The organism is Pantoea sp. F_5, assembly GCF_008631595.1.
Lineage (GTDB): Bacteria > Pseudomonadota > Gammaproteobacteria > Enterobacterales > Enterobacteriaceae > Pantoea > Pantoea gossypiicola.
The window spans coordinates 73,287-94,158 of sequence record NZ_VWUO01000009.1 but is presented as its reverse complement, the minus strand read 5'-3'; the positions used below and the strand labels follow the sequence as shown (position 1 = coordinate 94,158).

General features: G+C 55.5%; 23 protein-coding genes. 6 read left to right on the top strand and 17 right to left on the bottom strand.

Translation table 11 applies throughout. The features are described from left to right. Nucleotides 1–14: 14 nt before the first annotated feature. The 3 genes from sdhA to sdhC are packed head-to-tail and all read right to left on the bottom strand — an operon-like array spanning nt 15 to nt 2,512. Nucleotides 15–1,781, bottom strand: coding sequence for a succinate dehydrogenase flavoprotein subunit (gene sdhA / locus F3I44_RS13645; RefSeq protein WP_150012277.1), 1,767 nt, complete (start codon nt 1,779–1,781; stop codon nt 15–17). Beyond that, nucleotides 1,782–2,129: a succinate dehydrogenase membrane anchor subunit gene (gene sdhD / locus F3I44_RS13640; RefSeq protein ID WP_009091417.1), complete on the bottom strand. Its 348-nt coding sequence runs from the start codon at nt 2,127–2,129 to the stop codon at nt 1,782–1,784. After that, a complete protein-coding gene (gene sdhC / locus F3I44_RS13635) occupies nt 2,123–2,512 on the bottom strand; it encodes a succinate dehydrogenase cytochrome b556 subunit (RefSeq protein WP_150012279.1) in 390 nt (129 codons plus the stop codon). The genes sdhD and sdhC overlap by 7 nt, the downstream gene beginning before the upstream one ends. Nucleotides 2,513–3,145: 633 nt before the next feature. Here sdhC and F3I44_RS13630 point away from each other — a divergent pair. Beyond that, on the top strand, nt 3,146–4,429 hold the full coding sequence (locus F3I44_RS13630) for a citrate synthase (RefSeq protein ID WP_013357141.1): 1,284 nt from the start codon (nt 3,146–3,148) through the stop codon (nt 4,427–4,429). 274 nt (nt 4,430–4,703) lie between these two features. Here the strand turns inward: F3I44_RS13630 and nei are convergent, their stop codons facing one another. From nei to F3I44_RS13575, 11 genes are all read right to left on the bottom strand, one after another. Continuing rightward, complete coding sequence (gene nei, locus F3I44_RS13625; RefSeq protein WP_150012281.1) at nt 4,704–5,492, bottom strand: endonuclease VIII; 789 nt, start codon at nt 5,490–5,492, stop codon at nt 4,704–4,706. Between the two features lie 11 nt (nt 5,493–5,503). Then, on the bottom strand, nt 5,504–6,151 hold the full coding sequence (pcp, locus tag F3I44_RS13620) for a pyroglutamyl-peptidase I (protein ID WP_150012283.1): 648 nt from the start codon (nt 6,149–6,151) through the stop codon (nt 5,504–5,506). A gap of 6 nt (nt 6,152–6,157) precedes the next feature. After that, on the bottom strand, nt 6,158–7,174 hold the full coding sequence (locus tag F3I44_RS13615) for a DUF979 domain-containing protein (RefSeq protein WP_150012285.1): 1,017 nt from the start codon (nt 7,172–7,174) through the stop codon (nt 6,158–6,160). Next, nucleotides 7,174–7,902 carry a DUF969 domain-containing protein gene (locus tag F3I44_RS13610; protein WP_150012287.1) on the bottom strand — a complete coding sequence of 243 codons (729 nt, stop codon included), beginning with the start codon at nt 7,900–7,902 and terminating at the stop codon, nt 7,174–7,176. The genes F3I44_RS13615 and F3I44_RS13610 overlap by 1 nt, the downstream gene beginning before the upstream one ends. A gap of 53 nt (nt 7,903–7,955) precedes the next feature. Further along, nucleotides 7,956–8,693 (bottom strand): 5-oxoprolinase subunit PxpA, encoded by a 738-nt coding sequence (gene pxpA / locus F3I44_RS13605; RefSeq protein ID WP_150012289.1) that lies wholly within the window; start codon nt 8,691–8,693, stop codon nt 7,956–7,958. Then, complete coding sequence (gene pxpC, locus F3I44_RS13600; protein WP_150012291.1) at nt 8,683–9,612, bottom strand: 5-oxoprolinase subunit PxpC; 930 nt, start codon at nt 9,610–9,612, stop codon at nt 8,683–8,685. The genes pxpA and pxpC overlap by 11 nt, the downstream gene beginning before the upstream one ends. Next, nucleotides 9,606–10,262, bottom strand: coding sequence for a 5-oxoprolinase subunit PxpB (pxpB, locus tag F3I44_RS13595; protein ID WP_150012293.1), 657 nt, complete (start codon nt 10,260–10,262; stop codon nt 9,606–9,608). The genes pxpC and pxpB overlap by 7 nt, the downstream gene beginning before the upstream one ends. Before the next feature lie 158 nt (nt 10,263–10,420). After that, on the bottom strand, nt 10,421–11,164 hold the full coding sequence (locus F3I44_RS13590) for a type 2 GTP cyclohydrolase I (protein ID WP_150012295.1): 744 nt from the start codon (nt 11,162–11,164) through the stop codon (nt 10,421–10,423). A gap of 18 nt (nt 11,165–11,182) precedes the next feature. After that, the gene (gene phrB / locus F3I44_RS13585) at nt 11,183–12,607 is read right to left on the bottom strand and encodes a deoxyribodipyrimidine photo-lyase (protein ID WP_150012297.1); all 1,425 of its coding nucleotides are present in this window, start codon (nt 12,605–12,607) and stop codon (nt 11,183–11,185) included. Nucleotides 12,608–12,619: 12 nt separating this feature from the next. After that, nucleotides 12,620–13,576, bottom strand: a complete 957-nt coding sequence (locus F3I44_RS13580; RefSeq protein WP_150012299.1) for a 2-thiouracil desulfurase family protein — start codon at nt 13,574–13,576, stop codon at nt 12,620–12,622. Nucleotides 13,577–13,730: 154 nt separating this feature from the next. After that, complete coding sequence (locus tag F3I44_RS13575) at nt 13,731–13,931, bottom strand: DUF2517 family protein (protein ID WP_150012301.1); 201 nt, start codon at nt 13,929–13,931, stop codon at nt 13,731–13,733. Between the two features lie 257 nt (nt 13,932–14,188). On the opposite strand from F3I44_RS13575, the gene kdpE reads away from it, so the two are divergent. Continuing rightward, a complete protein-coding gene (kdpE, locus tag F3I44_RS13570) occupies nt 14,189–14,863 on the top strand; it encodes a two-component system response regulator KdpE (protein WP_150012303.1) in 675 nt (224 codons plus the stop codon). A gap of 346 nt (nt 14,864–15,209) precedes the next feature. Here kdpE and pgm read toward each other — a convergent pair whose 3' ends face one another. Continuing rightward, nucleotides 15,210–16,850, bottom strand: a complete 1,641-nt coding sequence (gene pgm, locus F3I44_RS13565) for a phosphoglucomutase (alpha-D-glucose-1,6-bisphosphate-dependent) (RefSeq protein ID WP_009091443.1) — start codon at nt 16,848–16,850, stop codon at nt 15,210–15,212. A 26-nt stretch (nt 16,851–16,876) separates the two neighbouring features. Beyond that, on the bottom strand, nt 16,877–17,425 hold the full coding sequence (gene seqA, locus F3I44_RS13560) for a replication initiation negative regulator SeqA (protein ID WP_150012305.1): 549 nt from the start codon (nt 17,423–17,425) through the stop codon (nt 16,877–16,879). 250 nt (nt 17,426–17,675) lie between these two features. Between seqA and ybfF the strand changes: the two genes are divergently transcribed. The 4 genes from ybfF to fur all read left to right on the top strand — a co-directional run bounded on the left by ybfF (nt 17,676) and on the right by fur (nt 20,338). After that, complete coding sequence (gene ybfF / locus F3I44_RS13555) at nt 17,676–18,440, top strand: esterase (protein WP_150012307.1); 765 nt, start codon at nt 17,676–17,678, stop codon at nt 18,438–18,440. A gap of 168 nt (nt 18,441–18,608) precedes the next feature. Continuing rightward, nucleotides 18,609–18,884 carry a LexA regulated protein gene (gene ybfE, locus F3I44_RS13550; RefSeq protein ID WP_003852811.1) on the top strand — a complete coding sequence of 92 codons (276 nt, stop codon included), beginning with the start codon at nt 18,609–18,611 and terminating at the stop codon, nt 18,882–18,884. 132 nt (nt 18,885–19,016) lie between these two features. Further along, nucleotides 19,017–19,547, top strand: coding sequence for a flavodoxin FldA (fldA, locus tag F3I44_RS13545; protein WP_150012309.1), 531 nt, complete (start codon nt 19,017–19,019; stop codon nt 19,545–19,547). A 347-nt stretch (nt 19,548–19,894) separates the two neighbouring features. Then, a complete protein-coding gene (fur, locus tag F3I44_RS13540) occupies nt 19,895–20,338 on the top strand; it encodes a ferric iron uptake transcriptional regulator (protein ID WP_009091454.1) in 444 nt (147 codons plus the stop codon). 65 nt (nt 20,339–20,403) lie between these two features. On the opposite strand, the gene F3I44_RS13535 is transcribed toward fur, so the two are convergent. Then, the gene (locus F3I44_RS13535) at nt 20,404–20,799 is read right to left on the bottom strand and encodes a hypothetical protein (RefSeq protein WP_150012311.1); all 396 of its coding nucleotides are present in this window, start codon (nt 20,797–20,799) and stop codon (nt 20,404–20,406) included. Nucleotides 20,800–20,872 lie beyond the last annotated feature (73 nt).

The following is a 20,872-nucleotide window of genomic DNA, read 5'->3' as shown; positions in this document are numbered from 1 at the left end:
GATCGTCTCCGAAATTAGTAGGTACGCACTTTCGGCGGGAACGCCGCGCGCAGTTTCGGCTGCATGTTCACCTCACGGCGCGTCATGCTTTCGGTTTCCGGGACATAGAGACTGTGGCACAGCCAGTTTTCATCATCACGATCCGGGAAGTCGAAGCGACTGTGTGCACCGCGGCTCTCGGTGCGATAGTTAGCCGCTACCGCCGTGGCAAAAGCCGTCTCCATCAGGTTATCCAGCTCCAGACACTCAATGCGCTGGGTGTTGAAATCCGGTGAGCGGTCATCCAGACGCGCTGATTTCAGACGCTGGCGAATGTCTTTCAGCTCTTCCAGACCCTGCGCCATGGCGTCGCCTTCGCGGAATACAGAGAAATTGTTCTGCATGCAGCGTTGCAGCGCTTTACGAATCTCAACCGGATCTTCACCAGTGGTGTTGTTTTCCCAGCGGTTGAAGCGCGCCATCGCAACGGCGATTTCATCTTCCGTGGCGTCACGCAGTTCGCCCTGCTCCTGAATACTCTCCAGCAGATGCAGACCCGCTGCGCGGCCAAAGACCACCAAATCGAGCAGTGAGTTACCGCCCAGACGGTTGGCACCGTGTACCGATACGCAGGCAATTTCGCCGACAGCGAACAGACCAGGAATCACCACATCTTCACCCTGCTCATTCACACGCAGTGCCTGGCCGGTCACTTTGGTCGGAATACCGCCCATCATGTAGTGGCAGGTCGGAATAACCGGGATAGGTTCTTTGATTGGATCAGCATGAGCAAAGGTGCGTGACAGCTCGAGGATGCCAGGCAGACGTGACTCAAGCACCTCTTTACCCAGGTGATCGAGTTTCAGTTTGATGTGCGGGCCCCATGGACCGTCACAGCCGCGACCTTCACGGATTTCAATCATCATTGAGCGCGCAACGACGTCGCGGCCCGCCAGATCTTTAGCGTTTGGCGCATAACGCTCCATGAAGCGTTCGCCATGTTTGTTCAGCAGATAGCCGCCTTCACCACGGCAGCCCTCGGTGACCAGCACGCCCGCACCGGCAATACCGGTTGGGTGGAACTGCCACATCTCCATATCCTGCACCGGCACGCCCGCACGCAGTGCCATACCCACGCCGTCGCCGGTGTTGATGTGTGCATTGGTGGTGGACTGATAGATACGGCCCGCGCCGCCGGTGGCCAGAATGGTCGCTTTTGCTTTGAAATAGACGGTTTCGCCGGTTTCAATGCAGATAGCGGTGCAACCCACCACTGCGCCATCGGCGTTTTTCACCAGATCCAGTGCATACCACTCAGAGAAGATGGTGGTTTTGTTTTTCAGGTTCTGCTGATAAAGGGTATGCAACAGGGCGTGGCCGGTACGGTCTGCTGCCGCTGCAGTACGCGCCGCCTGCTCGCCGCCGAAGTTCTTCGACTGACCACCAAATGGACGCTGATAGACACGACCATCTTCCAGACGCGAGAATGGCAGACCCATGTGTTCCAGTTCCAGAATCGCTTCCGGACCGGTTTTACACATATATTCAATCGCGTCCTGGTCACCGATGTAGTCGGAACCTTTGACGGTGTCGTACATATGCCATTCCCAGTTATCTTCGTGGGTATTACCCAGCGCAACGGTGATACCGCCCTGCGCAGATACCGTGTGGGAACGGGTCGGGAAAACTTTGGATAACAGGGCACAGCTCTGGCCGCCCTGGGAGATTTGCAGTGCGGCCCGCATTCCTGCGCCACCTGCGCCGATCACCACGGCATCAAATTCTCTGATTGGCAAACTCATTTACACACCCCACACCACAACAAAGCCATAAATCGCATACCACAACAGCGCCACGACAATCACAAACTGCAGCAACAAGCGCGTTGGCAGTGATTTAACGTAGTCTGTTAACACCTGCCACATCCCGATCCAGCCGTGAATCAGAATGGAGAACAGCGTCAGCAGCGTGAACACTTTGGTGAAGGCGGAGGCGAAGAAGCCACGCCACAGGTCATAAGTCAGCGTGTCTGTCATCACCACGAAACCGAGGATGTAGACGATGTAGAGCGTAATGAGAATTGCAGTTGCGCGCAGCAGCAGCCAGTCCTGAATGCCGTTGCGACCCAATGCGGATGCATTGCTTACCATACGAGGACTCCCGCCAGAATTGCCAGCACGACAGTGATCACAAAAGTCATATAAGCAGAACGCTTACCCACCTGCAGCGTTTCAGCCAGATAACCAAAATCCATCAACATATGACGAATCCCGCTCACCGCGTGATAGGCCAGCGCCGTTAAGATGCCCCACATGATGAACTTCGCGAAGAAGCCATCCATAATGGACGCAGCGTGCTGGAAACCTTCAGGAGAGGAGAGAGAGAGACCGAGTAGCCACAGCAGGATGCCAATGGCAACCAGGGTGATTACGCCGGAGACGCGGTGGAGAATGGACGATATTGCAGTAACGGGAAACCGGATCGTCGAGAGATCCAAGTTGACAGGTCTTTGTTTTTTCACGGTTTTGCCCACACAGCTCTTTTTTATTTTGCTTCCTCCGGACCTGAGGCGGAGTCTAATCACGACGCGTGGCAGACTTTAACCGTCACCAAAAAAGCAACATCCAGTGTTAGTTGACGCGGTAGTAAACGCTGGGTGGCTCCTGGTGTCAGGGTGTTCCGGAGACCTGCCTGGAGTATAGGAGGATCACATTCTGATTACAATTCCCCTACAAACTCTTTGGTATATTTTAGGTGGAACAGTGATCCTACTCACGATTTTCACAATTGATACAATTTTAATTATCTGATTTGACAATAGTTCAACAATTCAGTTACAAACTAAGCCTGTAAATTCCTATGATGCACAAAAGTTATGGGGATACACTTTCCCCTAAGCGCAAGTTATGTAACATTGCGAATATGAGCTTTAAAAAGCATCAGGTTATTGGTTACCAAGAAGTTATGTCCTGACCGGATCTTTAACAACCGCGATATGCAGCATGTCCATGGCTCACCGGTTCCCGCTGGGAACGCGCCGCTCACTCTGTACCCTGCACCCGCTATATACCCGCAGAGTGATACTGTGTAGTTTTGCCAACCGCAACATGAACGCGTTTCAGGTGTCTAAAGATCCTTACCTACATAAGGCGCTATGGAGACGAAAATGACAGATAAAAAAGTAACGCTAACCCTGCAAGATGGAACATCTGTTGAACTGGACGTGCTGAAAGGTACGCTGGGCCAGGATGTGGTTGATGTCCGCGCTCTGGGTTCAAGTGGACTGTTCACCTTCGATCCCGGTTTTACGTCTACAGCGTCCTGCGAATCTGCCATCACTTTTATTGATGGTGACGAAGGTATTCTGCTGCACCGTGGTTTCCCGATTTCTCAGCTGGCGACCCATTCTAACTATCTGGAAGTCTGCTATATCCTGCTGAACGGCGAAGCGCCGGACCAGAAACAGTTTGATGAGTTCCGTACCACCGTTACCCGTCACACTATGATTCATGAGCAGATTACCCGCCTGTTCCACGGCTTCCGTCGTGACTCGCATCCAATGGCGGTAATGTGCGGCGTAACCGGCGCACTGGCTGCGTTTTACCACGATTCACTGGATGTAAACATTGAGCGCCACCGCGAAATCGCAGCATTCCGTCTGCTCTCTAAAATGCCGACCATGGCAGCGATGTGTTACAAATATTCTATTGGCCAGCCGTTTGTTTATCCGCGTAATGACCTCTCTTACGCCGGTAACTTCCTGCACATGATGTTCGCCACGCCGTGTGAAGAGTACAAAGTGAACCCGGTACTGGAACGCGCGATGGACCGCATCCTGATTCTGCATGCTGACCATGAGCAGAACGCTTCAACCTCTACCGTACGAACCGCCGGTTCAAGCGGCGCGAACCCGTTTGCCTGTATCGCCGCCGGGATCGCCTCCCTGTGGGGACCGGCGCACGGCGGTGCCAACGAAGCGACTCTGCGTATGCTGGAAGAGATCAGCACCGTTGAGCACATCCCGGAATTTGTTAAACGCGCTAAAGACAAGAATGATTCCTTCCGTCTGATGGGCTTTGGTCATCGCGTTTACAAGAACTACGATCCACGCGCGACAGTGATGCGTGATACCTGCCATGAAGTGCTGAATGAGCTGGGTATGAAAGATGACCTGCTGGAAGTGGCGATGGAGCTGGAACACATTGCGCTGAACGACCCGTACTTCATCGAGCGTAAACTCTATCCGAACGTGGACTTCTACTCCGGTATCATTCTGAAAGCGATGGGGATTCCTTCCTCAATGTTTACGGTGATCTTTGCGATGGCCCGTACCGTTGGCTGGATTGCCCACTGGAAAGAGATGCACGACGAAGGCATGAAGATTGCCCGTCCACGTCAGCTCTACACCGGTTATACCGAGCGCGAATTCAGCTCACAGCTGAAAAAGTAAGGCTCAGTGGATAGCGGAGAGGGTTCTCCGCCTGATGTTGCTTTAAAGCCGGGGGCGGTTGGCTGTGATACCGCGCCTGCGCAGAGAACATAGTCAGATCGGAAAGACGCAAAAGCCGTCATCCATGACACGCTCGGCCCGCGCCATCCCTGGCGCGGGACGCTTTCCTCTTCTGGCCATGTTCTCTGCGCGTTAAGCTATTTTATTGCTGTAAGATTTACACGGGTTTGACTCTGTCAGCCGTAAGAGCATTTTATCCTTTTGACTTTACTGTCTATCTCTGACAACCCGGACACCAGTAAAACGGTCGTGATGATAGCGTGCCCTTCTCAATCACTGTGCCACAGCGCCGGCATTTTTTGCCCTGCCGATGAAACACCTCAAACTGAAACGCCGCTTCCTCATGATATTTCTTCATGGTTCCACGCATCCGATAGGCATGACGTGGTACTGAAAGCAGTGCCTCGCTGAAAGCAGTCAGCTGATCGTCACTGAGATCCTGCGCCCGATGATTGGGCAGCAGCTGTGCCAGCCAGAGGATTTCAGCGCGCAGGTAGTTGCCCAGCCCGGCCAGAAATGCCTGATCCAGCAGCAGACCACTGAATTGCCGCCGCCGGAATCGGGGTGACAGCAGCCGCTCTTTCACCTCTTCCACGTTAAGCTGGCTGTTCAGCACATCCGGTCCGATGCGGGTCAGAAACGGATGCGCCGCCAGCGTATCTGCGTTGAGCAGTTCAATATCTGAGGCACTATAAAGCAGAATCGCTTTGCCCGCCGTCGCCAGCCGCACCCGCAACTGGCGTGTGGTATTCAGTTCGGTATCGGGTTTCACGATGCGCCAGACGCCATAAAGCTGGTTATGACTGTAGAGCGTCAGGCCATTGCTGAAATGCGTCAGCAACGCTTTGCCTCGCGTCTCAATCGCCTGCACCTGCTCGCCAATCAGTGAGGGTTCGTAAGTCTTGAGCTGAGGAAACGCGAACCACGCCTCCGCTAACGGCTGACCCACAATGGCGGCTTCAAGCTTATCCGCCACGCGGCGAATTTCCGGTCCTTCAGGCATCGTTCTTCCTCTTAATGGGTGGCGCCGCCAGCCTGTTTAATATCTTCATCGGTCTCCAGCGTCACTTTTACGGCAATCTCCAGCGCCTGAATAATGGTCGCGACCGCCATGCTCGGCGCACCAGGATGCTGCGCCGCCTGCTCAGGCAGATAAGGAATATGAATAAAGCCACCGCGCGCCGGACGCTCCTGCTGCGCCAGCCAGTGCAGCAGGCCATACATCACCCGGTTACAGGTGAAGGTGCCCGCTGTCTGCGAAACCGATGCGGGAATGCCTGCTTCACGCACTGCCGCCACAATCGTTTTGATGGGCAGACGGGAAAAATAGGCTGCCGGGCCGCCAGCCACAATCGGTTCATCCACCGGCTGATGACCGGCGTTGTCCGGGATGCGGGCGTCATCGACATTGATACCGATACGTTCAACGGTAATGTCGCTGCGGCCGCCCGCCTGCCCTACCGACAGCACTGCATCCGGTTTGAGTTCTTCCAGCGCCTGGTTCAGCACGTTGAGCACCTCACTGAACACCACCGGCAGCTGGCGTATGACTATCGTCGCCCCGCCAATCTGTTTGCCTTCCAGCGTGCGCACCGCTTCCCAGGAGGGGTTAATCGTTTCACCGCCAAAGGGTTCAAAGGCGGTCATCAGGACAGTTTTCATGCAGCCTCACAGGAACATCAGGAAATAGAGCAGGAAAATGTTAACGATTAACAGTAGCACACCGGTTGGAATCTGAGCTTTGATGACGGCGTTACGGTCGGGCAGCTCCAGCAGCGCCGCCGGAACAATATTGAAGTTGGCCGCCATCGGCGTCATCAGCGTGCCGCAGTAACCGGAGAACATGCCAATCGCCGCCATCACCGCCGGATTCCCGCCGTGCTGCAATACCAGAATCGGAATGCCGACGCCTGCGGTAATAATCGGAAATGCGGCAAACGCGTTACCCATGATCATGGTTAACAGCGCCATTCCGACAGCATAAACGGTGACTGCGACAAATCGGTTATCGACTGCCAGCCAGGTTTCTGTCAGATGCGAAATGGCGCTGCCCACGCCCGCGCTGGTAAACAGCAGTCCCAGGGTGGCGAGGATCTGCGGCAGGATAAAGGCCCAGCCAATCGAATCCAGCAGACGGCGGGTCTCCTGCATCGACTGTACCGGTTTTTCATGGGTCAGTTTTAACGCCACCAGCCAGCCAATGACACAGCCGACCATCATTGAAAACAATGTCACCAGCGTGGCGTGATTTCCTGGACCGAACACCACATCCTGCAAACCGGGAACATGGTTAAACGCCAGCACGCCGACCACGGTCACGACCGGAATGGCCAGCGCAGGCAGAAACAGTTTGTTGCGCAGACGCAGCGCACTCGCCTGCTTCTCTTCATCGCTGCGCTGATGATAGCGACCCAGCCGGACACCCCCCAGACCGGCAATCAGCGCCATTACCACCACAATGACACCGATGGTGATATGCAGCATCCGGGTGCCCGCCGCGTCCGAGCCCATCAGGCTGTTCATCATCTGCGTCGTCCAGTCACCGACCAGAAACACCAGGCCATACAAGGCCCAGAACAGTCCGGTAGTAAATCGGCGTGGGTTCGCACTGTCACGCCATGAGAGAATAGCCACCACCAGCAGGATAATTCCCGCCAGCCACATCAGATATTGTTGCTGGAACATTACTGACCTCCTTTGGCTTTCAGCGCCTGGTTGTTCAGCAGCTGCAACTCACGCGCCAGCTGACGATCGAGTCGCACCAGACGTGCCGAGTGGATCAGGAACGCGGCTACAGCGGTCGGAATGCCCCATAACGCAATGTGCAGCGGTTCGGTCTGAATCCCGGCCGACTCCTGCATGAAGTTGTGCATAAAGATAATCGCACCAAACGCCACGAAGATATCCTCACCAAAGAACAGGCCGACGTTGTCGGTGGCTGCTGACATGGCTCGCAGCTTATGACGCAGTTCAGGTGTGAGCTCGCCATAACGGTTTTCCGTTGCCCCCTCTGCCATCGGGGCCAGCAACGGACGCACCATCTGCGGATGCCCACCCAGGCTGGTTAGTCCCAGCGCGGCGGTGATTTCACGTACAAACAGGTAGACGATCAGCAGACGTCCGGCGGTGGCCGTTTTAATCTGAGCGATCCACGCCTGTGCCCGCTCCTTCAGCCCGTGACGCTCCAGCAGGCCAATGACCGCCAGCGGCAGCAGCAGAATCAGCGGCAGGTTACGGGTGTTCAGAAAACCTGCGCCAAGCTTTTCCAGAATGTCCGTCAGCGGCATCATTGCCGCCAGACCGGTCACAAATCCGGCGACAATCACCACCAGCACCGGGTTAAAACGTAATACGAAGCCGACGACGATCGCGGCAATGCCAAGTAACGGCCAGAGATTCACTGCACTTTCCATGGATTCCCCCAGAGTCAAAAAAACCCGACATAAGCCGGGCTAAGTATGTTTATTCAGGCGCTGGTGACACGAATCTGCTGTTCGGCGAACGCATCACGCAACCGCTGGGCAAACTGCAGGGCGTGCGCGCCGTCACCATGTAAGCAGACGGTCTGTGCATTCACCGCCACCCATTCTCCACTGATACTTTTAACTTTGCCCTGCTGCACCATCGTCAGTGTCTGATCGATAGCCTGTTGTTCATCCTCAATCAACGCGCCCGGCTGGCTGCGCGGTACCAGCGCACCGGTGCTGAGATAGCCACGATCGGCAAAAACCTCTTCCCGCGTGCGTAAGCCATAGTGCGACGCGGCACGTATCGATTCGCTGTTCGCCAGTCCCACCACAATCAACTGGCTGTCGACGGCACGGATGGCGCGGGCAATGGCGTCTGCCAGCACAGGATCAGCCGCGGCCTGGTTATAGAGCATGCCGTGCGGCTTAACGTGAACCAGCCGCGCACCCTCGCTTTCCGCCAGGCTTTTCAGCGCGCCAATCTGGTAGATCATCTGGGCATAGACCGTTTCCGGTGGCAGTTGCATGGCACTGCGGCCAAAGTTCTCCCGATCGGGAAAAGCAGGATGCGCGCCAATGGCGACGCCAGATGCCTGCGCCCAGCGCACCGACTGCAGCATGGTCTGCGCATCCCCTGCGTGAAAGCCACAGGCGATGTTGGCGGAACTCACCAGTTCAAGCAACGCCTGATCGCTGGCACAGCCTTCGCCCAGGTCGGCGTTTAAATCAATTTTCATGGAGTCCCCATTTCATCTGGTCCAGCGCGCGTTGCTGATGCTGACGTGCCAGCATCGCTTCCGGCAGCGTACAGTGAATAAAGTGAATCGGCTCACCCAGGCGGATTTGCGCCAGATGGTAGAGATCGGCTTCGATGACGGAGGCGATACGCGGATAGCCGCCGGTGGTCTGGGCATCCGCCATCAGCACGATAGGCTGTCCGTTCGGCGGCACCTGAATCACACCCGGCATCACACCATGTGACAGCAGCTCACGCGGCCTTTCACGTTTAAGCTCACGCCCTTCCAGCCGATATCCCATACGGTTGCTTTGCGGGCTGAGTTTCCATGCGGTGCGCCAGAACGCCTGCTGCGCGTCGGGGCTGAACTCATGATACTCCGGGCCTGGCAGTGCGCGGATGCGATTGCCCCACAGCAGTTGCCTTACGCCGACTTTGCGGTCGAACTGATGCGTCGGTTTACCCAGCGGGATCTGATCGCCATCCCGTAAGGTGCGTCCCTGAAATCCACCAAATTTTGCTTTCAGATCGGTACTGGCTGAACCGAGCACCGCAGGGATGTCAAACCCCCCCTGCACTGCCAGATAGCTGCGCATACCGCGCTGCGGCATCGCCAGCGACAGGACCTGGCCGCGTTTCACTGGCGTGCGCCAGCCCGTCCAGACCGGCTGACCGTCCAGCTCCGCATGGCAGCCTGCGCCGGTCAGCGCGAACCAGCCGTCGCGGGTGAACTCCGCTTTGAACTGGCCCAGCACCAGCTCCAGCACCGCGCTGTCAGGCGCATTACCCACCAGCACATTGGCAGTGAACATCGCGGGATGATCCAGCACGCCACCGGGGCTGATGCCATACTGACGCCAGCCGTAGCGGCCCGCATCCTGAATGGTGGCGGCCAGCCCGGCGCGAAGAATGTTTAGCATACGCCCTCCTGTTGCGGCACGAAGCGAACCCTGTCACCGGGACGAAGCAGTGTGGGGGGCTGCTGCAGGGGATCAAACAGCGCGGTGTGCGTCTGGCCGATCAGTTGCCAGCCGCCGGGGGAAGCCAGCGGATAGACGCCCGTCTGGCTGCCGCCGATACCAACCGATCCGGCGGGTACCCTAACTCTTGGCTCCGCACGACGCGGTATGTGCAGACGCGGATCCAGGCCGCCCAGATAAGGGAAACCGGGCTGAAAGCCGACAAAAAACACTACATAGTCACTGCTGCTGTGCAGCTCAACCACCTGTCCGGGTGTCAGCGCGGCATGTTCCGCCACCACGGTCAGATCGGGGCCATGTTCGCCGCCGTAGATCACTGGGATCGCCACCAGACGTGACTCTGGCAACTGCGCTTCACTCTCTTCCCACCAGCGCTGAAGCCGCTCTATCGCATCCAGCGCACTCTGCTGGGGATCGCGCAGGATCAGGGTAATGTTGTTCATGCCGGGAATGACCTCCAGCACGCCCGCATCCGACTGCAGTCGCTGGTTCAGACCCCAGATACGCTGCTGACTCTCCAGTGAGACCGGCGGCTCCAGCTCCAGCACGACAGCGCGTTCACCCAATAAATAACACCGTGCTCGTTGCAACAGCTACCTCCCGCCTGATTGAGATCGTGCCTGGCCAATCTGAGCGGATGCCCGAATCAGCCGATGGCTTATCTACTTAAAGCAAATAGTTATGCGAAAGTGGCAGGGATGTGTCAACAGATTTAGGTCCTGCGCAGGCGCGCAGGACAAGGGAGAGATCAGGCAGGATTAGGAATATCGATGAAGGTCACGTCAAGATTGTGGTGTTGTGCCAGCCACTCGCCCAGCGCTTTGACGCCGCCACGCTCGGTGGCGTGATGGCCTGCGGCAAAGAAATGCAGCCCCTGTTCGCGTGCGCTGTGAATGGTCTGTTCAGAGACTTCACCGGTGATGTAGGCATCAACGCCCGCAGCGGCGGCCTGGTCGATAAAGCCCTGTCCGCCACCGCTGCACCAGGCGATGCGGCGGATCAATGCTGGCGCGTGGTCACCACAATGCAGCGGTTCGCGTCCCAGCTTATCGCTGATTCGCCGTGCCAGCTGTTCACCCGAAATCGGCTCAGCCAGCTCACCCCAGAACACCAGCGGCATGACTTCGCCACGTACGTCGATATCCAGCAGTTTCGCCAGCTGGGCGTTGTTGCCCAGTTCTGAATGCGCATCAAGCGGCAGATGCCAGCCATAGAGATTAATATCATTCGCCATCAGGGTCCGCAGACGGCGGCGCTTCATGCCTTTAATCGCGGCCGGTTCGCTTTTCCAGAAATAACCGTGATGGACGATTATCGCATCGGCCTGACGTGCGACGGCCTCATCGAGCAGGGCCTGACAGGCCGTGACGCCGGTAATAATCGTTCTGACTTCGCTACGTCCCTCAACCTGCAAGCCGTTGGGGGCATAATCACTGAAGCTATGGCTGTCGAGGTGCTGATTGATCAGTGTTTCTAATTCGTAATGGTTCATTCAGGCTCCTTCAAGGCCTCAGGCGGCGCTTTTGGCGCGCTCAAAGGCGTCTAATGTCTTTTTACGGGCTGCCTTATGATCCACGATTGGTGCCGGATAATCGAGTTTCCTGTTGTTCTTTTCCGCCCAGAGATGAGGCTGGTGAATATGGCTGTCAGGGACGTCCGCCAGCTCTGGCAGATAGTGACGGATAAACTCGCCCTGCTCATCGAAGCGCTCGCCCTGCGTAGTCGGGTTAAAAATGCGGAAATAAGGTGCTGAATCTGTACCGGTGGAAGCCGCCCACTGCCAGCCACCGTTGTTTGCGGCCAGGTCACCATCAATCAGCTGTTGCATGAAATAGCGTTCACCTTCGCGCCAGTCGATCAGCAGATCTTTGACCAGGAAACTGGCGGTAATCATCCGTAAACGGTTGTGCATCCAGCCCAGCGCCTTCATCTGACGCATCGCAGCGTCGACAATCGGATAGCCGGTTTTTCCCGCTTTCCAGGCATCGAAATGCGCGTCGTCACGCTGCCATTCAACGTTACGCGTCCAGTCAATAAATGGCTTATGCCGACACAGTGCCGGATAGGCCACCAGCAGATGACGGTAGAACTCACGCCAGATCAGCTCGTTAAGCCAGGTAAATGCGCGACTGTTGTCCAGCGCATCGGGATGTTCATGCAGCACGCGATGCAGGCACTGACGTGGCGACAGCACGCCGGTCGACAGATAGACCGACAAACGACTGGTGGCGTCCAGTGCCGGAAGATCGCGTTTTGCGGGATAATCGATAACGGGTTGAGTGGCGAAATGACGCAACCGCTTCAGGGCGGCCGCTTCGCCTGCCGGAAACAGATTCTCGTCAAACGCTTCGGTCGGGCACTCAAACGCAGGGATTGAGGTGGTTTTCAGCGGCGCACCGTCGCGCGGTTTAGGTGCAGGCACGCACTCCGGCAGACTCTGCTGCAAACGGCGGACAAAGGCTTTGCTGAACGGCGTGAAGACCTTATACATCGAGCGATCGCCACTCTGTATACTGCCAGGCGGCAGCAGCAGGCTGTCATCAAAGCCCTGACAAATCACGCCCGCATCGTCGAGACGCTTTTCCGCCTCTGCATCGCGCTGACGCTCGTTAACCTCATACTGATAGTTGTAGAAGAGCTGGTCGACCTGGTGCTTCTCACAGAACGCTGCCAGCGCATCAATACTGTCGCTGAAAGCGTGACACGCCTGATAGTGCAGCGCAATGCCGCGCTCAGCCAGCGCGTCCTGTACTTCCACCAGACTGGCGTGAATAAACGCCGCCTGCCTGGGTGACATGTCATGCTGCTGCCACTGTCCCGGCGTAGCAAGGAAAAGCGCAATCACTTTTGCCTTGCTGTCTCGACAGGCGGCGTGAAGTGCCAGATTATCGTTGATGCGTAAATCGTTACGCAGCCAGACCAGATGCGTGGTCATACGCCTCCTGAATTACTGTCCGTAGCGTAAGCACAAGGCTTCGGGATAGGGATCGAAATAGCGCTGCTGTGCCAGCCACGGATGCGGAAACTCGGCCATGTAGTGCTTAAGAATGGTAATGGGCACCAGCAGCGGTTGTGTACCCTGACGATAGCGGTCGATCAGCGTTGCCAGCTCCTGACGCTGCGGTGAGCTTAGCTGGCGGCGGAAGTAGCCCTGCACGTGCATCAGCACATTGGTGTGATTACGACGTGAGGCGGGACGTGACATCAGTGCCATCATGCGATTGCGGTACTCAAAGGCAAAGGCATCCAGCGAGTCCCACTGGCTCATCGAAGCAACAAAGGGTCCCAGCTCGCGATATTTCTCCTGCGAATGCGCCAGCATCATCAGTTTGTAGCGGCTGTGAAAGGCGATCAGCCCGTGACGGGTCAGGCCGCTTTCCCACATCTGATTAAATTCATGCAGTGCGCAGATACGGCCGATAAAGTTCTCACGCAGGGCGGGATCGTGCAGACGACCATCCTCTTCCAGCGGCAGCCAGGGCATCTCGCGCTGCAGGAATTCAGCAAAAATGCCGGTGCCCACTTTGCGGTTGTTGTTATTGTCAGGCTCGTAGACCCGCACGCGCTCCATCCCACAGCTGGGCGATTTGGCGCACAGGATGTAACCGGAGAGATGATGCAGCGATTTTACCCGCTCCGCAGACCAGTTACGCATCTGATCAGTAACTTCTTCGCCGCCGTCTTTGCTGAAGCAAAGATGCACCTCATCATCGCCCTGCTTTACCAGACGCAATGCCGGACGCGGCGTAGGCAGCCCGATCGCCATTTCAGGACAGATCGGCTCAAAGCGGACAAATGGCGTAAGATCTTCAGTCGCAAAAGTAAGACGCTTATGGCCACCATCAAACCTCACGCTATCGCCGAGCAGGCATGCACTGATTCCAACGGGGATTTTTTTGCTCATACTTGTACAACCTCCGAAATCTTGTAGAGGTTTAAGTGTAGCGCAAAATGGTCAGGAATAAAGGGGGAAAACGCGGTTCCGGACCGCTTATTCTCAGAAAAAACGCAAAAAAAAGCCCGGTCAGATGACCAGGCCTGTTTTGCGAGAGGGCTCGTTACCAGAATGCGCCACCGGCGGCTTCAGACTGCGCCAGCCAGACCGGCTTTGCGCTGGTCTTGCACCAGACGCGATGCAGGTAACTGTAGAAGCGTGCCCGATCCTGTCGAAACAGCATGACAGGCAGTGCCAGAACGCCGAGAAGAACCACCAGCGTACGGCGCGCGACTATTTTATAACGTGGATAAGCCTGATACATGGTTTCTCCTCCCGGTAAGGTAAAGTGTGCGAATGTGATCTGTGTTCAACTTTACGCCAGGTTGTGTAATTTTACTACTCATCTGACCACTTATTTATCGCCTTTTTTGCTGTTTAAGAATTAACCTGTAATTTAGTTACAGATACGTTATCGCCAGGTAACATCAGAGTTTAAATGCCCGAAAGATGAAGCGCGCGGACGGCAACATAAAATATTGATAAAGTAGCGCTTCGGCCCTCAATCAAGGCAGGTATTGCGTGACCACGGTTTTGATCGTTGAAGATGAAAAAGAGATCCGCCGCTTTGTCCGGCTGGCGCTGGAAAATGAAGATCTGAAGGTGTTTGACGCCGATACGCTGCAGCGCGGACTGATTGAAGCGGCGACCCGTAAGCCTGATTTAGTGATCCTCGATCTTGGCCTGCCGGATGGGGATGGCACCGATTTTATTCGCGATCTGCGCCAGTGGAGTGCCATACCGGTGATCGTGCTGTCGGCGCGCAGTGATGAGCAGGATAAGATCGCCGCACTGGATGCCGGGGCGGATGACTATCTGACCAAACCTTTTGGCATTGGCGAACTGCTGGCGCGCGTCCGTGTTGCACTGCGCCGTCATGGTGGCCAGCAGCCCGAAGCCAGAATTCATTTTGCTGACGTCAGCGTCGATTTTGCCGCACGACGGGTACAGCGCGGCGGCAATGAGATTCACCTCACGCCGATTGAGTTTCGTCTGTTGAGCATTCTGCTGAATAATGCAGGAAAGGTGCTGACGCAGCGGCAGCTGCTGAGCCAGGTCTGGGGGCCCAATGCGGTGGAGCACAGCCACTATCTGCGCATTTATATGGGGCATCTGCGCCAGAAGCTGGAGGCGAATCCGACCCAACCGGCCCATCTGCTGACCGAAACCGGGATCGGCTATCGCTTTATGCCATGAAAAAAGGCGCCAGAGGCGCCTTCTGATAATGACAGAATCGGGTAGGTATCGCTGTAAGACGGAGCCTGCTCAGGGAACAGGGTCAGATCGGAAAGACGCAAAACCGTCATCCCTGACTGCTCGGCCCGCGCGGTTACGCACCTCATCCCTGAGGTGCGCCCGTTACCGGGCCAACGCGTTGCGTTGTTCAAAAACGCTCCCGGCGTTTTTGTCCATGGCGTGGGACGCTTTCCTCTTCTGACCCTGTCCCCCGCGCATCAGGTTAATCCGCTGCGGCAAGATATGCCCTGATGTGAGTAAGGGAGCAGTCTGAGGCGCCCGCGGCGCCTTTTCGTTGCCCGACGGATCAGGCGTTTTTCAGCACTTCGCTGACAATCTCTACCGCTTCTTTCTCAATCTGCGCGCGGTGTTCTGCGCCCAGGAAGCTTTCACAGTAGATTTTGTAAGCGTCTTCGGTGCCTGACGGACGGGCCGCAAACCAGCCATTCTCCGTCATCACTTTCAGACCACCGATTGAAGCGCCGTTACCTGGTGCTGCCGTCAGACGCGCGGTGATAGGATCACCCGCCAGCGTATCTGCGCTCACCATCTCTGGTGACAGCTTCGACAGTGCGGCTTTCTGCGCTGAAGTGGCGGATGCCTGCAGACGGTTGTAGCTTGGTGCACCGAAGCGCGCGGCCAGCTCATCATAGTGCTGCTGCGGGTTTTTACCGGTCACGGCAGTAATTTCAGCCGCCAGCAGACACATGATGATGCCATCTTTGTCCGTTGACCATGGCGTGCCGTCGAAACGCAGGAATGAAGCACCCGCGCTCTCTTCACCGCCAAAACCAAAGCTGCCGTCATACAGACCATCAACAAACCACTTGAAGCCGACCGGCACTTCCACCAGCTTGCGACCAATGTCATTAACCACACGGTCAATCATGGCGCTGGACACCAGCGTTTTACCCACGGCAACATCCTGGCCCCACTGTGGACGGTGCTGGAACAGGTAGTTGATCGCCACAGCCAGATAGTGGTTTGGATTCATCAGACCCGCCGGGGTCACAATGCCGTGACGGTCATAATCGGGATCGTTGCCAAACGCCAGATCAAACTTGTCACGGTAGGCCAGCAGACCTGCCATGGCGCTTTCAGACGAGCAGTCCATGCGCACCACGCCATCTTTATCCAGATGCATAAAGCGGAAAGTCTGATCGACCGCGTCATTGACCAGCGTCAGATCCAGCTTGTAGTGTTCCGCAATGCGCTGCCAGTAGGCGATACCGGAACCACCAAGCGGATCAACGCCCAGCTTCAGGCCCGCTTTCTGGATCGCCGGGAAATCGATAATCTCTGCCAGACCTTCAACGTAAGGCTGAATCAAATCTTTCTCAACCACATGACCACTCGCCAGTGCCTGTTCCAGCGGCAGACGTTTCACCTCTTTCAGCCCATCTTTGATCAGCTGATTGGCGCGATCTTCCACCACTTTGGTAACGTTGGTATCAGCCGGTCCGCCATTAGGTGGGTTGTACTTGATGCCGCCATCTTCCGGTGGGTTATGGGACGGCGTAATCACGATGCCGTCAGCCAGCGGGCCACCCGATTTGTTGTGCTCAAGGATCGCATTTGAGATGGCAGGGGTCGGCGTATAGCCATTGTCCTGCTGCACAATCACATCAACGCCGTTCGCTGCCAGCACTTCCAGCACCGACAGGATCGCCGGCTCAGAGAGCGCATGCGTATCTTTACCAACGTAGCAAGGCCCGGTGATGCCGTTCTTTTTACGTTCTTCAGCAATTGCCTGAGCGATAGCCAGAATGTGCATCTCGTTGAAGCTTTGACGCCCTGCACTGCCGCGATGGCCAGAGGTGCCAAATTTCACCGCGTGTTCCGGGTTCGCCACATCGGGCTGCAGGACATAATATTGTGACGTTAATTGTGCAACGTTAATCAAATCGCTCTGCTGGGCGGGTTGCCCGGCACGTGGGTGATTGGCCATTGGCGCTGCTCCCTGACGCTTAAGTTTTAGATGGTGCCGCAAACTTTCTCGGTCAGTTCCGCAGGGAACTGCATCGAGAGCATGATGTGTTCGACCATGCTGCATTTACGACCAGTATTGGTGTTGGTGATCACCCAGTACGGCGTGCCGGGCACATGCTTCGGCTTAGTATGGGTGCCATTCTGTAACAGCGTATGCTCATCACCGGCAAAATAGACGCGGGTGCGGCCCTGCAGCGATGCAGTCGCCTCAGCAAAGGCTGCGGTATCAAGACGATAGAGCGTTGACAAGATAAGCATAAAGCGATTCACCGCCCGCTTCTGCTCCGCATATTCATCGGAAAGCAGCAGCTCACGCACCGCGCGGACACGATCCTGCGGGCGCGAACCCACGGCCGCAGACTGAGACTCTTTCGCTGCCTCTTTTGAAGCTGGCTGAGCAGGCGAAGCGGGTGCAGTCTGACCAGCAGTGAACTTCAGCATACGACGCAGAATGTCGGATGCGCTTTCACCAATGTGTTGCGTGTGGCTGGCAATATAACGGTAGAGCTCTTCGTCAACTTCGATCGTTTTCATCTTATTCCGTACGGTTCTTTCTCATGACAGAACCACCTGTTTCCTGAAAAGCTCTGAGTATAGTCAGGCAATTCAAAGGATGTGCGGGTTCTAACATCAGGATTATAAAGTTAAATTCAGGCGGGTTGTTAGCAATCAAACGGTTTACGGGCAAAAGTCAGAATATGTCCTAATGCCGCCGGAACCGGCGCGCCTGAAAAGGTGAAACCATGATAACCTAAGCACAGGTCTCAAACTTAAGAACTTTGCTATGATTTTGAACGCCCGTCTGCAAACTGAACAATCCCCTGCTGATTCCCTGCCCATCCTGTTAATCCACGGTCTGTTTGGCAGTCTGGATAACCTTGGCGTGCTGGCGCGCGGGCTGAAAGATGCCGGGCCGCTGCTGCAGGTTGATGTCCGCAACCACGGACTCTCACCACGATCTGACGAGATGAACTACGCTGTAATGGCGCAGGACATGGTCGATACGCTGGATGCGCACGGCATTGAACGCGTCGCGGTGATCGGTCACTCAATGGGCGGCAAGATCGCCATGACCATGAGCGCGCTGGCACCGGACCGCATTGCGCGGCTGGTAATGATCGATATCGCCCCGGTCGACTACCAGACCCGCCGCCATGACGAGATCTTTGCCGGCATTCGTGCTGTAACCGACGCAGGCGTCTCATCCCGCAGTGAGGCGGCGACGATTATGCGCACGCTTATAGATGAAGAAGGGGTGATTCAGTTCCTGCTGAAGTCATTTCAGGCGGGCGAGTGGCGCTTCAACGTTCCGGTGCTATGGGATAACTACACCACGATTTCAGGCTGGCAGCCGGTTCCGGCCTGGGATCACCCGGCGCTGTTTATTCGCGGTGGCGACTCAGGCTATCTGGATAACCGCTACCGTGATGCGCTGCTGCAGCAGTTCCCGGCCGCGCAGGCACATGTTATTGGTGGCGCGGGACATTGGGTTCACGCAGAGAAACCCGATGCCGTTTTGCGCAGTGTCCGTCGCTTTTTTGCGCTTTAAAAGCAAATAGATGGCGGCAAAGGTTTAGGATTGGCGTCCGGAGTAAGCGTGAAGTATGATGGCGCGCTAAAATTTTGCCGCGCGTTCGTTTTGCTGCGGCAATGGCCAATAATTTATAATCTGCGCGGTGAGTGACTGGCGCCCGCCCCCATTCAGTTTTACTAAGCCATGGCAAAAGAACAGACTGACCGCACGACGCTCGATCTCTTTGCTGATGAGCGCCGCCCTGGTCGCCCCAAAACCAGTCCGCTTTCGCGTGATGAACAACTGCGCATTAACAAGCGCAATCAGCTTAAACGTGACAAAGGGCGCGGACTTCGTCGTGTCGAACTGAAAATGAACAGTGAAGCCGTCGATGCGCTCAACACGCTGGCAGAACAGCGCAATCTCAGCCGCAGCGAACTGATCGAACAGATGCTGCTGGCACAGCTCAAACTGGATTAATGCGGGCAAAACGCACGCAGGAGCAAATGTCGGGGCTTTAACCGTTCACCGGTTTTCTCTCGTCTGCTATTATTCGCTGAAATGTGCTGCGGCACACATCTCATTATCAGGATTTAAGAGGTTATTTTACTCATGGCACTCGTAGGCATCTTCTTTGGCAGCGATACCGGCAATACCGAAAACATTGCAAAAATGATCCAGAAACAGCTGGGTACAGACGTTGCAGAAGTGCATGACATCGCGAAAAGCACAAAAGAAGATCTGGAAGCGTTTGATATCCTGCTGCTGGGCATTCCGACCTGGTACTATGGTGAAGCGCAGTGCGACTGGGATGACTTTTTCCCGACGCTGGAAGAGATCGATTTCAACGGCAAGCTGGTTGCGCTGTTTGGCTGCGGCGATCAGGAAGATTACGCGGAGTACTTCTGTGATGCGATGGGCACGATCCGTGACATCATTGAGCCGCACGGTGCCGTAATTGTAGGCCACTGGTCAACTGAAGGTTATCACTTCGAGGCCTCAAAAGGGCTGGCCGATGATACCCACTTCCTGGGTCTGGCCATTGATGAAGATCGTCAGCCTGAACTGACTAACCAGCGTGTAGAGCAATGGGTTAAGCAGATTTCTGATGAACTGCAGCTGAAAGATATCCTCGAAGCCTGATCCTGTACGACTCAATGTGAGCGCCAGCTCACATTGAGGCAATGGAAATTCCTATAGAAATAATAGCCACATTTTTTTAACTTTCTCCGTTTAATCTGTAGAATACCCGCATCGATCTTCCGCTTATTTTTTCAGTCGGCAAGACTAAGCGATGTACCAACAGACATCTGCCAGAATCCTCCCCGGCCCGGTGACCTATCCCCCACAGCCCGTGATGATTCAGGCACGCCCTCTGGTTTTCATTTCATCGCTTCAGTTCTATAATGAGACGCAAATGAGAATGAGCGCAGATCGACATTCAAGGCGACAAGCCACAAAAGTGAATATAGTGACAGGACAAAATCCGCATGACTGACAACAACACCGCATTAAAGAAGGCTGGCCTGAAAGTGACGCTGCCCAGACTGAAAATTCTGGAAGTGCTTCAGGAACCTGAGTGCCATCACGTCAGTGCGGAAGATTTGTACAAACGCCTGATCGACATCGGCGAAGAGATTGGCCTGGCTACCGTTTACCGTGTCCTGAACCAGTTCGATGACGCTGGTATCGTGACCCGTCATAACTTTGAAGGCGGCAAATCTGTCTTCGAACTGACGCAGCAGCATCACCACGATCATCTGATCTGTCTGGATTGCGGCAAAGTTATTGAGTTCAGCGATGAGTCGATCGAAACGCGTCAGCGTGAAATCGCCACCCGTCATGGCATCAAGCTGACCAACCACAGCCTCTATCTCTATGGACACTGTACGCTGGGCGATTGCCGGGAAGACGAAACCCTGCACGACCAGTAACGCGGCCTGAAATAAAAAAACCGGTGAATTCACCGGTTTTTTTTCGTCTGTCTTCGGCTGTTGTATCAGGCCACCAGCGTCTCCTGCAGATAGCGCCAGCGTGGAATAGAGCTGCTGCAGTCCAGTATCGCCAGCGAGATACGGCTCTGATTATTGCCATTCATCATCTGCATTTCGCGATACTGTACGGTGATCTCTTTTTCATGATGAGAGAGGATGACGTGTTCGCAGGTGACAATGCGCATCCCTTCGCGCTGTCCCTGCAGCTGCCGGAAAAGCGCCTCGACCTCGTTCAGATTGCACTCTCTGCCCTTTGGAGTCACCATGCGGAACTCAGGATGAAAATAGGACATCAGCAGCTCAAAACTGTCGTCAGATCCGGCAGGCTGGTTAAAAATACGTTCAATGAGCTGATGTAAAACGACCACACTGTTTCTGGCTTCCAGGGCGAGAACTGTCATTTTTTTTCCTTCTGTAACCCGCTTTGCAACCTCTGAGAGCGCATAGCCTACCTGAAAGCGGATAATTCACACC